This is a genomic window from Streptomyces sp. CT34, assembly GCF_000805335.1.
Classification (GTDB): domain Bacteria; phylum Actinomycetota; class Actinomycetes; order Streptomycetales; family Streptomycetaceae; genus Streptomyces.
Map to the genome: position 1 here is coordinate 4,461,379 of NZ_KN708638.1, position 12,367 is coordinate 4,473,745.

A 12,367-nucleotide genomic window follows, 5' to 3' on the forward strand; every position below is an offset into this window, starting at 1 on the left:
CGGACAAGGACAGCCGACCGCCCCGCGCCATCCCGACGTACCTGACAAGGAGAGATCCACCATGCGCATGCGCACTTTCGTCGCCGGTCAAGAGGCCGCAGACGAGGCGGAGTTCGTTGAGCTGGCGCTCGGCATCGATGTCGATCTGTTCCGCGGCCCGCTGGAGAAGGAGACGGCCGAGGAACGGCGCGCTCGCCGGGACGTGGCTCGCGAAGTCCTGCGGGACCTGCGGGAGTCGGCGGAGGCCGGTGACGAGGTCGCCGGTTGGGACGCCCTTTACGCCGACGCGCTGACCCGCACGGTGCCGTTCATGCGAGCCGCTCGCGGCGAGCGGGCGGGGACGGGGGCAGCGGCATGACCGCGCTGACCATGAAAGACCTCGCCGCGCCGTTGCATGCGCTGCGGCTGCTGGCTTGGGATTTTCCCGGCCTGCCCGCCATGGACGTGGTGATGTCCACAGTCGTCCCGAACGAGCTGGAGTTGGCCAGTCACGACGACTTCGGGGCGTTCGAAGCATGGCGTGAGGCTCTCGGCATCCTTCCCGAGTCGGTGACGTGCCGGGAGCAGGGTGCGGGACGGACGCGGGTACTGCGCGCGGCGGTCGACTTCGATGGCGTCCGCTTGACCTTGATCGGCTTCAGCGCCGTGCCCAACGGGTCGGGGGAGGAGACGCCGTGAGCTTGAGCACCTACCGACAGGAGCGGAGGGCCGACCAGGCCGCCGAGGCCGAACAGCGCCGCATCGACGCCGCAGCCGCCGAGGACCGTCGGGCCGAGCGCCAGAAGGCGGCCGATGAGCGCGCGGCGCGGCTGCGGGAACAGGCCCGTGCTGAAAGGCAGGCCGACCGCGCGGAGCGCCAGGCGCGCCGCCGGGAGCAGGCCGAGCGTCGGGCGGTGGCGTGGACGCCGGAGCGGATCTACCGCAACGGCACGCTCGCCCTGGTCGTCGCCTCCGGGCTGGCGTCGCTGCCCGCGCAGATCGTGCACTTCGTCGGGATCTCGGTGATGCTGCTGCCCGTTCCGCTGGGGCTGGAGAGTGCGGCGTGGGTGATGGCGGCTGGTGTCGCCTACGCCGATGCGCGCTCCGCGCCCGTCTGGGTGCGCTGGCTCCTGCGGGCCCTGGTCGCTGCCTGCGCTGGGTTCGCGGCGTCTATCAACTACGGCTACGGCCTCTCCCTCGCCGACGGCCCGCACGGGCTGTCGGCGGATAACGCTGCGGCGGCCGGCACCGGACTCGCTGCTGTCACGGTCCTGGGTCCGGCCGTCTTCGAGATCCGCCAGTGGGTCTCCACCCTCGCCGCCCGCGACGAGGACACCAAGGAGCGCCACCGTCACGCGGCCCGCCGCCGTCGCCACCACCGCGACGTGCTGCGAGTCGCGCGACGTCTGGTCTCCGCCGCGCCCTTCGGAACGCTGCCCGCCGAGGAGGCGTGGAAGCGTGCATGGGAGGTCGTGCACGGGCCGACCGAACCTGGCATGACACCCCGCCTGGAGCAGCGAGGCGTTGCCTCCGCGACCCGCCTGATCGAGGCGCGCAAGCCCGACGCCGACGCCGTCGCGCGACGTATCCGCGCGGGGCTGGCGCACCCGCAATTCGTGCTTCCCGACACCGGCAACGTCGTGCCGATCCACCGCGAAAAGCCGCAGGTCGCAACCCAAGTCCCCCCTACCGCCGAGAAGCCCGTCAAGGGTGCCAGGAAGCGGCCCGTTCCGCCGCGCCGCCGCAAGGGTGACACCCCCCGGTTCCACTCCGCCGCGAAGGTTGCCGCAGCCGACACCGCCCGCCGCCCCACCGTCACCGCCAACGTCTGAGAGGACCCGCCATGCCGAACACCACCACCGGCCAGACCGCTTGGCCCGAGGGCGTCATCGCTCGCTACCTCACCGTCGGCAACGCCACCACCGACATCCGAGTCATCGAGGGGCGGTGCTTGGTCAACGCGGCCTGCACCGGCTGCCACGTCACCTACCAGCCCTTCGACTACACCGGCTACTTCCTCGACTCCGAGTACAGCCTGGAGGAAGCCGAGCAGAAGGCACTCGCATCCGCCCAGCAGGACTCCGCGAAGTGGGCTCAGCTCCACGCCGAGAAGTGCCGAGCCATGCCCCGCCCCGCTGCCGCAGACGCGACCGTCTCGCTTAGGAGTACCTGATGGGCAACTCCGACATCCGCCGTCTGGACCGCGAGATCCGGGCCACCGAGAAGAAGCTGGAAGCGATCCGACGGGGCGAGTCGTGGCCGATGAACGGCCGTGAGCGCCGGGCTATGGCCCGTGCCCTGGCTGGTGGCTCCTACCGTGCGGCCCGGGGCCGCAGCACGGGCCGTGCCGAGGAGCAGATCGACTCCACCGGCAGCGCTGCCGAGATGCGGCTGAGCGCGGAGCTGAGCGCCCTGCACGGCGAGCGTCAGCGGCTCATCACCGAGGCCGCCCGCGACAAAGCCAAGAAGAAGTCGTCCGGCTGGTTCTGACCAGCCCATTTCGGTGCCGGGGTGGCCGCCCCATTCCACAGACACGGCCACCCCGGCCCTCTCCCTTACTCCCGCCCCCACGGGGGCAGTCAGGAGCACTTCCAGCATGTCTGAGAACGTCGTCCACCTCCACAAGCCCACCGTCCCCCCGACCCCGGACACCGCCCCCACCGTCCTCACGGTCGTCCCCGACGCGCCGCCGGCGCGGTCCGTGCCGCTGTGGGTGCGCTCAGGACGTGCGGTGAAGACGGCCGCCACGCACGAGTCGACGCGGGCGACGGTCCGCGCGGTGGCCCGGCACAGCCTCTACACCTTCAACGGCGGCCGGATCGTGGCCCGTCGGGCCTGGGATGGCCGTACCGGGTCCCGTTACGAGCGGATGATCCGGGCGGCGGAAGCCGCGGGGAACCTGGAGGCGGCCGAAGAGTGGGAGGAGCGGTTGCAGCGCTTCCGTGCCGCCCGCCATCACCGCCGCATGGACCTCCTGCACTCGCCCGTCGAAGCCGCCAAGGGCGTGGCCGTCGGCGCTGGCATGAGCATCGGTGTCCTGGTCGCCCTTGGCGTCGTCATGGCCCTCAACACGGGCCACGTCGGCGACGTCATCACCCCGCTCACGGCGACCATCGACTTCATTGCCCTGCTGATTCGGATCGTGCCGGTCGTGTGGGGTCCGGCGCTGGCGATCGGCCCGTTCCTGGCCCTGCTTGCCCTGTGGTCGGTCGGCCGCAAGCAGCACGCCGCCCCCGCCTGGGCACTGCCCGCGAATGTCCGCAACGGTGAGGGTGAGCCGATCACGCCGTCGATCGTGGTCAAGGCCCTGCGTGATCTCGGCGTCCCCGCCCTGGCGCGAGCCATCAAGGAGATGGGCGACGCCGGCGCGTCCATGCTGGGACCGATCCGGATCGCCGGATGCGGCGTGGAAGTCGACGTGACCCTTCCCTCCGGGGTGTCGACCAACGAGGTGCAGGGCAAGCGCCGCAAGCTCGCTGAGAACCTGACCCGGCATGAGCACGAGGTGTTCATCACGATCCCGCAGGCGGCCCGGACGGTGCGGCTGTGGGTGGCCGACTCGGGTGCGCTGGACGAGCCGATCGGTCCGTCTCCGCTGGTCACCGACGACACGATGACCGCCGACTACGCCAAGGGCCGCGCCCCTTGGGGCCAGGACCTGCGCGGCGACGCTGCTGCGCTGAGCCTGTATCAGCGCCACCTGCTCATCACGGGCCTGTCCAACCAGGGCAAGACCGTCGCCCTGCGCTCCCTTGCCCTGTGGCTCGCGCTCGACAGGTCGGTGCAGTTCCTCATGGGCGACCTCAAGGGCGTCGGCGACTGGGCCATGTTCGACGGCCTTGCCACCACGCTGATCCAGGGGCCGACGGATGAGCACGTGATCCAGGTGACCGAGATGGTCGAGGGCGCGGTGGACGAGATGAACCGCCGCATCCAGGCCCCGCCCGGCACGGTGTTCCCGCCGTTGATCGTGCTGGTCGACGAAGCGCAGGTGGCGTTCATGTGCCCGGCCAAGGATGAGGACAAGCGGCCGTACGGCGGGTCGAAGGCCAACTCCCGGTACTTCATGGCCGTGCGGAAGATCCACAATCAGGGGCGGGCCGTGAACGTGCTGATGTGGCAGGGCACCCAGGACCCGACCAACGAGAACCTTCCCAAGCTGGTCCGCGAGGGTGCCCACACCCGCGCCTCCCTCGCCCTGGGCACCGAGTCGCAGGCCCGCATGGCGCTCGGGGACAAGGCCGTCGACGGCGGCGCCGCTCCGAACCTGCTGCGCCCGGGGCTGGACCGGGGGACCCTGGTCGTTGCCTCCGACGGCATCATCATCCCGGCTGGGCAGTCGTCCATCACGGTGCGCACGCACTACATCGACGATGACGCAGCCGAGGCCATCACCGACCGGGCCAAGGCCCTGCGCGACGGCGTCACCACCCTGCACGCCATCGAGCGAGAAGAAGAGCACGACGCGCTTGCCGACATCGCCGCCGTCGTCGGCGACGCACCCCGCGTGCGGACCAAGGACGTGCTGGCGCGACTCGCCACGCGGAACGCGGACGCCTACGGCGGCTGGTCGTTCATCGACCTCAAGCGCGTCCTGGACGACGCCGACGCCGAGCCGTACAAGTCCGACGGCGTCATGGTCGTCGCCCGCGACCGGGTCGCCCGCGCCCTCGCCAATCGCGACAGAGAGGGTTCCGCTTCTGCCGCCGGATGACAGGGAGCCGACCCGCGACGGGTCAGGGAGGCAGGGAGAACTCCCTGAACGCCTCCCTGACCCTCCTCCCTGGATCTGACCTGCACAAATGATCGTTCAGGGAGTCAGGGAGGCGCGCAGGTCAGACCCCCGAAAGCCCCCTCCACACGGCACCCCGAGGGGGGTGTCTCTGCCTCCCTGACCATGCACCGGAAGGGATTCCGCATGTACCCCGATCACCCCCACCGCCCGCCCGTACAGCGGGCCGTGGAAGTCCACCAGCCCGCCCCGCTCCCGCCCGTCGTCGCCGAACCGGCGCCGGTCGTTGCGGTGCAGCCGAGCAGCGTTCCGGCGGTGGCGAGCATCGTCCTGCCCGACGGCCGCATTGTCACCGGCTACGCCATCGAACCCGCCAAGCCCGAACCGGTCGTCGCCAAGCCGCCGGTCTCCCGCGCGGCGGTGAACGTCGCCCTCGGGGGCCTCGGGTTCGGCGCGGTGTGCGGCGGGCTGTTCCTGCTGACCGCCTTCGTCACCGCGCTGACAGCGCTGATCACACAGCTCATCACGCTCGCCGCCATCTGCTTCGGCGGGTTCGTCGCGGTCCAGATCTTCAAGCCCAACGACGCCAAGAGCGGGATCACGTTCCACATCCGCCGGGCCATCTTCAAGCGCAACCACTTCAACGGCTAGCTACGCCCGAGGGCGGCGGCACTCCCGGACAAGGACAGCCCGCCGCCCACGGTCTCCAATCCCGACGTAGCAGAACAGGAGACCTACAGCATGACACCTGACTGCAAGGCTCGACGCCCCGTCGACAGGGATCACCCGGACGGGAGCTACCTGCACGCCGCGCTGCACCTCGCGGCGGCCGGCGTCCCGGTCCTGCCCCTGCGGGCGGGCAAGGTCCCGTTCGGCAACTGCCGCGCGTGCAAGGGCGGCGTCTGCGGCGGGCGGCCGAACATGAAGAACGCCGGTCCCTGTGAGTGCGCCGGCGTCTGTCATGCCTGGGCCGCAGCCACCACCGACCCTCGCGTCCTCACCTCGCCGGCATGGGCGTCCGTGTGGCGTGAGGCAGCGGCCGTCGCTTACCACCCCGGTGGGGCGGGGCTGACGGTGGTCGACCTGGACGACGCGGCAGCCGTCGCATGGGCACGTGAGGCCCTGCCCGCCACCCGCACGGTACCGACGACGCGGGGCGAGCACTGGATCTACCGGGGTGCGATGCAGTCCGCGAACGCTGTGCGGTCCGGCGTCGACATCAAGTCGCTCATGTCCTACGCCCGTTGGCTCGGCCCCGGAACCGGCACCATGACCGATCTGCCCGACGCCGTGCGCGCGCTGGCCGTCAAGAAGCCCTCCACTGCCCGGCCTGCACAGCCTGTCGTCACCGTGCCCGCGCTCGCCGGCGGCGGGGAGTGCCGTCATCGCACGCCCGCCTACCTGGACCGTGGCATCGCCATGGCTGAGCAGCGCATCACCGAGGCCCGCAGCGCGGTCCACACCACCGTCTACCGGACGTTCCTCGCCGTACTGTCCGCCCATGGCCGGTGCGGCTGCATCACCGACGCGCACCTCGCGCGACTGTTCACCGCCGCTCAGGCAAAGGGGGAGTCGCTCCGGCACTGCACGGATGCCTGGGCCAATGCCCGTACACGGTTGGGGCTGTAGCCATGTCCGACGACGATAAGACTCCGGCCCGCGAGGTCATCACCGACTACGCGCAAGCGCACTTCCGGTATTTCCGCACCGCTGACGGAACGGTGTTCGCGCAGCAGAACGGCCACCCGGTGGCGCGTCCGATCCGCTCACAGGGCACCTCGGGCAGCCACCGGCAGGAACTCATGATCGGCCTTTTCCACGACGGACACGGCGTGTTCAACGGAACCGCCCTCAAGGAGGCGTTGGACTTGATCGAGGCACTGGCGATGACCCAGGACGTACAGCCCGTCCACATCCGCGTCGCACCGGGCTTCGACGGTGCGACATGGCTCGACCTGGGGCGCAGCGACGGGCAGTCGGTTCGTATCCACCCCACCGGCTGGGACATCCTCACCCCCGACCCGAAGGAGGTCTGCTGGCGACGCACCCAGCTCACTGGGGAACTTCCCCTGCCGGCCAAGGAAACCGACGGCAAGGGCATCGATCTGCTGCTGAGGCTGTGCAACTTCGCCACCGCGGAGACCGAATGCCTGGCCATCGCCTGGCTCATTGGCTGCCTCGGCCCGTCCGTGCCCGTCCCCGCCCCCTTCCTCACCGGCCCTCAGGGCGCGGGCAAGTCCACCGGCGGCCGGATGCTCGTGCGGATCATCGAGGGCATGAGCGGCGACCTGCGCCGCGCCCCGAAAGACGAAGAGAACCTGATCGCGGCCGTGGCCGCCGGATGGGTCACCGCCCTGGACAACCTGTCCCACCTGGCGCCGGACCTGTCCGACCTCATGTGCTGCATCGTCACCGGCGCCGAGACCATCAAGCGCGCCCTGTACACCGACGGCGACGTGGTCCGCGCCCGCTACCGCCGCCCCCTGCTGCTAACCGGCATCGACGTGGGCGTCATCCGACCCGACCTCGCCGAACGCCTCCTCCCGCTCCGCCTGGAACGCCCCGGCGTCCGGCGGACCGAGGCCGAATTGTGGCGCGACTTCGAAGAGGCGCTGCCCGTCATCCTTGGCTCCCTCCTCGACCTCACCGTCAAGATCCGTGCGGCCGAGGCAGACATCCCCACGGATCTACGTATGGCCGACTTCGCGCACTTGTGCGCGCAGCTCGACGCGGCGACTGGTCTCGGAGCTCTCAACGCCTACCGGACCAGCCTGGATGACCTCAACGACGACGTCATCGAGGGCGACCTCCTGGCGCAGACCGTGCTCAAGCACGCCGCCGGCCTCACCCCGGGCGATCAAACGCGGATGACGTCATCCGAGTGGCTGCACTGCCTCACCGGCCTGTATACCGGGGATGACTGCCGTCCGCTGCCGAAGGGCTGGCCCACCACGGGCAAAGTCCTCTCCGACCGCCTCAAGCGCCTTCAGCCGACCCTCGCCGCCCGGGGCGTCCTGATCGACTGGGGCCGCACCAAAGAGGGCCGCTACATCGAGATGACCCGGCGCCCGACCCCGCCGCCACATCAGCAAGAGCCGATGCTCTGACCGGCGAACCAGCTGCCGGGACAAGCAAGAAGAGCACCACCCCGCACGACGCGCGGGGGTGCTCCTCTTGCTGTTCGGCGCCACGCGCCGCCCCGATGGTCGCGCCGCGAAGCGGCTCCTTCTTCACGCCTTTGAGGCGCACAACAACAGACACCCCCTTCTCTTTTCCTAAGAGAAGAGACGCTGCGTCACCTGCGTCACCCAAGGGTAGAAACCGGCCCCTGACCTGCTGCTACAGCGGTGACGCAGGACGGCCGTGGCTGCGTCACCCCGCGTCACCCGCGTCACCTGGTGACGAACGCCAGCGTCACCAGGTGACGCACCCCAAAACCTCTGCGTCACCCATACCCGCAGGTCAGGAACACGAATGACGCAGATGACGCGGTGACGCAGAATCCCGCACCTCGGACAGCTCGCCCTGATCGAAGGGGATCTCTACATGGACACGGCAGACATCGCCGCTGTTGATTCCACCCTCGTCCTACTCACTGTCGAAGAGGCCGCCCGCCGACTCCGTATCGGCAGGACCACGTGCTACGGGCTCATCCGCTCCGGAGAGCTGGAGTCCATCGACGTTGGCCGTCTCCGCCGCGTCCCCGCTGATGCCCCGGCTGCGTACCTCGCCCGCCGGCGCGCGGCCAAACGAGCCGCTTGACGACGCCCGGGGCGGCGGCACTCCCGGACAAGGACAGCCCGCCGCCCCGGTCCCCATCCCGACACCAAGAAACAGGAGTCTGCCCGTGGCAGAGAAAAAGAAGAAAGGCACCCGCCGCGCCAACGGCGAATCCGCGATCTACTTCGGGAAAGACGGCCGTTGGCACGCCCGTGTGCCGATGGGCTACAAGGACAACGGGGAGCCGTACCGCCGACACGTGACGCGCCCGACGCGCGAGGAACTGGTTGACGAAGTCCGGCGCCTTGAGAAGCAGCGCGACGCGGGTTCGGCGCGTCAACCCGGCAAGCCGTGGACGGTTGAGAAGTGGCTATGGCACTGGGTTGAGGACATCGCCAAGCCGACCGTCAGCGAGAACACCTACGACGGCTACGAGGTCGCCGTTCGCGTTCACCTTGTGCCTGGTGTCGGCAAGCACCGCCTTGACCGCTTGCAGCCCGAGCACCTGGAGAGCCTGTATCGCCGTATGCAGGCGAACGGTGCGCGCAAGGCCGGTACGGCTCACCAGGCTCACCGCACCGCCCGAACCGCTCTAGGGGAGGCCGTACGGCGCGGCTACGTGGCGAAGAACGCCGCCGCGTTGGCGAAGCCGCCACGGATGGAAGAGGACGAATCAGAGGTTGAGCCCTACGCCGTGGAAGAGGTTCAGCGCCTACTGCTCGAAGCCAACAAGCGTCGGAACAGCTCCCGTTGGATGCTGGCGCTGGCGCTCGGACTGCGGCAGGGCGAGACGCTCGGACTGCGCTGGGCTGACGTCGACCTGGACAACGAGTACCTGAAGCTGCGCCGGAACCGTCTACGCCCCAGGTACAAGCACGGATGCCCGGAAGCCTCACCGTGCGGCCGGAAGGCGGGGTACTGCCCGGACAAGATGCAGGCCCGGCGCGAGACCAAGAACACCAAGTCCCGAGCGGGCCGCCGCGCCGTACCCCTGCCGGGCCCGCTTGTCGCCATGCTCCGTGCACACGCCAAGACGCAAGAGCGCGAGCGCAAGACGGCCGGCGACCTGTGGACCGAGTCGGACTACGTGTTCACCAAGCTGCTGGGTGGCCCCCTGAGCCCGAACACGGACTACCACGACTGGAAGCGGCTGCTGGAAGACGCGAAGGTTCGGGACGGTCGGCTGCACGATGCCCGGCACACGGCCGCCACCGTGCTCATGCTGCTGGGTGTCCCGGACCGCGTCATTGATCAGATCATGGGGTGGGAGCCGGGCACCTCCGCGAGCATGCGGGCGCGGTACCTCCATGTGCCGGACGCCATGCTCAAGGACGTGGCAAAGAAGATCGCCGATGCCATCTGGGGACCCCCAGAAACACCCTCCGTGGACAAAAACCAGGACAACGGCGGCTGAGGACAACGACGAAGGGCCCCGCTGAAGATCAGCGGGGCCCTCGTCTGCCCTGGTGGGCAAGTGCGGAGGATACGAGATTCGAACTCGTGAGGGGTTGCCCCCAACACGCTTTCCAAGCGTGCGCCCTAGGCCACTAGGCGAATCCTCCGCCGCAAACAATACAAGACGTTGGGCAGTGCTCGCGAACATGATCCGGGGGAGGGGGGCGGTGGGGAGGTGCGGTCCGGGGGCGGGTCGTTTCCCGGGGGGTGGATCCGCTAGTGTGGAGCGCAGCCCCTCACGTGGCGCTATCTGACTGAACTCCCCCAGGGCCGGAAGGCAGCAAGGGTAGGTCGGCTCTGGCGGGTGCGTGGGGGGCGCTTGCGTTTGCGGGGCAGCCGGTTGTGCGGGGCGGGCCGGTTGTCAGTGGGGCCCGATATCGTCGTATGCGTGTCGTCCCTTGCGCTGTACCGCCGCTATCGCCCCGAGACCTTCGCCGAGGTCATCGGGCAAGAGCACGTGACCGATCCGCTTCAGCAGGCGTTGCGGAACAACCGCGTCAACCACGCGTATCTGTTCAGCGGGCCGCGCGGCTGCGGTAAGACGACGAGTGCGCGGATCCTGGCGCGGTGTCTGAACTGTGAGGAAGGTCCCACTCCCACACCGTGCGGGAAGTGCCGGTCGTGTGTGGACCTGGCGCGGAACGGCCGGGGTTCGATCGATGTGATCGAGATCGACGCGGCGTCCCACGGTGGTGTCGACGACGCGCGTGAGCTGCGGGAGAAGGCGTTCTTCGGGCCGGCCGGCAGCCGGTACAAGATCTACATCATCGACGAGGCGCACATGGTGACCTCGGCGGGCTTCAACGCCCTGCTGAAGGTCGTCGAGGAGCCGCCGGAGCATCTGAAGTTCATCTTCGCCACGACCGAGCCCGAGAAGGTCATCGGGACGATCCGGTCGCGTACGCACCACTATCCGTTCCGGCTGGTGCCGCCCGGGACGCTGCGGGAGTACCTGGCGGAGGTGTGCGGGCGGGAGGAGATCCCGGTCGAGGACGGGGTGCTGCCGCTGGTGGTGCGGGCCGGGGCCGGGTCGGTGCGTGACTCGATGTCGGTGATGGACCAGCTCCTGGCCGGTGCCGGCGCGGACGGTGTGACGTATGCCATGGCGACGGCGCTGCTGGGGTACACGGACGGGTCGCTGCTGGATTCCATCGTCGAGGCGTTCGCCGCCGGGGACGGGGCGGCGGCCTTCGAGGTCGTCGACCGGGTCATCGAGGGGGGCAACGACCCGCGGCGGTTCGTGGCGGATCTGCTGGAGCGGCTGCGGGACCTGGTGATCCTGGCGGCGGTGCCGGACGCGGCGGAGAAGGGGCTGATCGACGCGCCCGCCGATGTCGTGGAGCGGATGACGGCGCAGGCCGCGGTGTTCGGCCCGGGAGAGCTGAGCCGGGCCGCGGATCTGGTGAACGCGGGCCTGACGGAGATGCGCGGGGCGACCTCGCCGCGGCTCCAGCTGGAGCTGATCTGCGCCCGGGTGCTGCTGCCCGCGGCGTACGACGACGAGCGGTCGGTGCAGGCGCGGCTGGACCGCCTGGAGCGGGGCCTGGGCGCGGGTGCGGTGGCCCTCGGCGGACCGGCCGGCCCCGGCGGTGGCCCGGTGGGTCCCGGCGGGGCGGTGGTGGAGTCCGGGGGCGGACCCGTGGCCGCGTATGCGCCGGGGCCGGAGGCGCATACGCCGATGCCGGCCGGGCCGTCCGGGCCCGCCGCGGCGCGGGCCGCGGTGCGCGGGGCGACGGGCGTGGGCACGGGCGGTGGCGCCGATGCCGGTACTGGCGCAGGGGCCGGTGCTGGTGCAGGGGCCGCGGCCCCGCCGGCTGCCGCGCCGGGTGCGGCAGTCGCGCCCGGTGGTGCGTACGACGGTGGGCAGGCGGCGGCCCAGGGTGGCTCGCAGGGCGGTTCGCAGGGTGGCCCGCAGGGCGGTGCTCCGGGCGGGTCGCAGGGCGGTCCGGCGGCCGGTGGGCGGCCCGGGGCCTGGCCCGGGGGCGCGCAGCGGAGCGGTGGCGGTGCCGCCGGCGGGGCGCGGCAGCCCGGTAGCTGGCCGTCGGCCGTGGCGCCGGGGCAGGGCGGCCAGGGAGGCGCGGGAGGCCAGGGGGCGTCCGGTGCTTCCGGGGCCGGCGGCTCCGGTGGGGCGTCCGCGCCCGGTGCGTCTGCGCCCGGTGTGGCCGGGCCCGGTGCGTCCGGGCCAGGGGCCGGGGCGCCCGCGCCCGCGGAGCAGCAGGTTCCGGGCGGGGCGGCGCAGGGGGCCGCGCAGGTGCGGCAGATGTGGCCGCAGATTCTGGACGCGGTGAAGGACCGGCGGCGGTTCACCTGGATCCTGCTGAGCCAGAACGCCCAGGTGTCCGGGTTCGACGGAACGACGCTGCAGATCGGCTTCCCCAACGCCGGGGCCCGGGACAGCTTCGCGAACGGTGGCAGCGAGGACGTCCTCAAGGACGTGCTGGCCGAGCGGTTCCAGGTCCAGTGGCGGGGGGGGGGGGGCGG

At 70.7% G+C, this 12,367-nt stretch carries 12 protein-coding genes, 1 tRNA gene and 1 other RNA gene; 13 read left to right on the forward strand and 1 reads right to left on the reverse strand.

The features are described 5' to 3' along the window. Nucleotides 1-67 precede the first annotated feature (67 nt). From RZ84_RS19500 to RZ84_RS19550, 11 genes are all read left to right on the forward strand, one after another. The gene (locus RZ84_RS19500; RefSeq protein ID WP_043270333.1) at nt 68-358 is read left to right on the forward strand and encodes a hypothetical protein; all 291 of its coding nucleotides are present in this window, start codon (nt 68-70) and stop codon (nt 356-358) included. Next, nucleotides 355-678, forward strand: coding sequence for a hypothetical protein (locus RZ84_RS19505; protein ID WP_043265369.1), 324 nt, complete (start codon nt 355-357; stop codon nt 676-678). Before RZ84_RS19500 ends, RZ84_RS19505 begins: the two co-directional genes overlap by 4 nt. After that, complete coding sequence (locus RZ84_RS19510) at nt 675-1,811, forward strand: hypothetical protein (protein WP_241777768.1); 1,137 nt, start codon at nt 675-677, stop codon at nt 1,809-1,811. The genes RZ84_RS19505 and RZ84_RS19510 overlap by 4 nt, the downstream gene beginning before the upstream one ends. Before the next feature lie 11 nt (nt 1,812-1,822). Continuing rightward, a complete protein-coding gene (locus RZ84_RS19515; RefSeq protein WP_043265371.1) occupies nt 1,823-2,152 on the forward strand; it encodes a hypothetical protein in 330 nt (109 codons plus the stop codon). Next, a complete protein-coding gene (locus tag RZ84_RS19520; protein ID WP_043265372.1) occupies nt 2,152-2,469 on the forward strand; it encodes a hypothetical protein in 318 nt (105 codons plus the stop codon). The genes RZ84_RS19515 and RZ84_RS19520 overlap by 1 nt, the downstream gene beginning before the upstream one ends. Nucleotides 2,470-2,575: 106 nt before the next feature. Next, nucleotides 2,576-4,693: an FtsK/SpoIIIE domain-containing protein gene (locus tag RZ84_RS19525; RefSeq protein WP_043265373.1), complete on the forward strand. Its 2,118-nt coding sequence runs from the start codon at nt 2,576-2,578 to the stop codon at nt 4,691-4,693. Between the two features lie 204 nt (nt 4,694-4,897). Continuing rightward, on the forward strand, nt 4,898-5,362 hold the full coding sequence (locus tag RZ84_RS19530) for a hypothetical protein (protein ID WP_043265374.1): 465 nt from the start codon (nt 4,898-4,900) through the stop codon (nt 5,360-5,362). A gap of 90 nt (nt 5,363-5,452) precedes the next feature. Beyond that, nucleotides 5,453-6,340 carry a bifunctional DNA primase/polymerase gene (locus tag RZ84_RS19535; RefSeq protein WP_052230032.1) on the forward strand — a complete coding sequence of 296 codons (888 nt, stop codon included), beginning with the start codon at nt 5,453-5,455 and terminating at the stop codon, nt 6,338-6,340. A gap of 2 nt (nt 6,341-6,342) precedes the next feature. After that, nucleotides 6,343-7,818 (forward strand): hypothetical protein, encoded by a 1,476-nt coding sequence (locus RZ84_RS19540; protein WP_043265375.1) that lies wholly within the window; start codon nt 6,343-6,345, stop codon nt 7,816-7,818. A 439-nt stretch (nt 7,819-8,257) separates the two neighbouring features. Further along, a complete protein-coding gene (locus tag RZ84_RS19545; protein WP_043265376.1) occupies nt 8,258-8,473 on the forward strand; it encodes a helix-turn-helix domain-containing protein in 216 nt (71 codons plus the stop codon). Between the two features lie 85 nt (nt 8,474-8,558). Next, on the forward strand, nt 8,559-9,845 hold the full coding sequence (locus tag RZ84_RS19550; protein ID WP_043265377.1) for a tyrosine-type recombinase/integrase: 1,287 nt from the start codon (nt 8,559-8,561) through the stop codon (nt 9,843-9,845). Between the two features lie 63 nt (nt 9,846-9,908). Here RZ84_RS19550 and RZ84_RS19555 read toward each other — a convergent pair. Then, nucleotides 9,909-9,993 (reverse strand) — tRNA-Ser (locus RZ84_RS19555). A 120-nt stretch (nt 9,994-10,113) separates the two neighbouring features. Between RZ84_RS19555 and ffs the strand changes: the two genes are divergently transcribed. Next, an RNA gene (gene ffs / locus RZ84_RS35570) (signal recognition particle sRNA small type) lies at nt 10,114-10,212 on the forward strand. 62 nt (nt 10,213-10,274) lie between these two features. Further along, a partial coding sequence (locus RZ84_RS19560; RefSeq protein WP_241778075.1) for a DNA polymerase III subunit gamma and tau occupies nt 10,275-12,367 on the forward strand: 2,093 nt, incomplete at its 3' end.

Excerpts from the sequence above, each read along its gene's own strand:
- RZ84_RS19520 (WP_043265372.1), top strand. The coding sequence starts at position 2,152 with ATGGGCAACTCCGACATCCGCCGTCTGGACCGCGAGATCCGGGCCACC.
- RZ84_RS19530 (WP_043265374.1), top strand. The coding sequence starts at position 4,898 with ATGTACCCCGATCACCCCCACCGCCCGCCCGTACAGCGGGCCGTGGAA.
- RZ84_RS19545 (WP_043265376.1), top strand. The coding sequence starts at position 8,258 with ATGGACACGGCAGACATCGCCGCTGTTGATTCCACCCTCGTCCTACTC.
- RZ84_RS19500 (WP_043270333.1), top strand. The coding sequence starts at position 68 with ATGCGCACTTTCGTCGCCGGTCAAGAGGCCGCAGACGAGGCGGAGTTC.
- RZ84_RS19505 (WP_043265369.1), top strand. The coding sequence starts at position 355 with ATGACCGCGCTGACCATGAAAGACCTCGCCGCGCCGTTGCATGCGCTG.
- RZ84_RS19540 (WP_043265375.1), top strand. The coding sequence starts at position 6,343 with ATGTCCGACGACGATAAGACTCCGGCCCGCGAGGTCATCACCGACTAC.
- RZ84_RS19535 (WP_052230032.1), top strand. The coding sequence starts at position 5,453 with ATGACACCTGACTGCAAGGCTCGACGCCCCGTCGACAGGGATCACCCG.
- RZ84_RS19515 (WP_043265371.1), top strand. The coding sequence starts at position 1,823 with ATGCCGAACACCACCACCGGCCAGACCGCTTGGCCCGAGGGCGTCATC.
- RZ84_RS19525 (WP_043265373.1), top strand. The coding sequence starts at position 2,576 with ATGTCTGAGAACGTCGTCCACCTCCACAAGCCCACCGTCCCCCCGACC.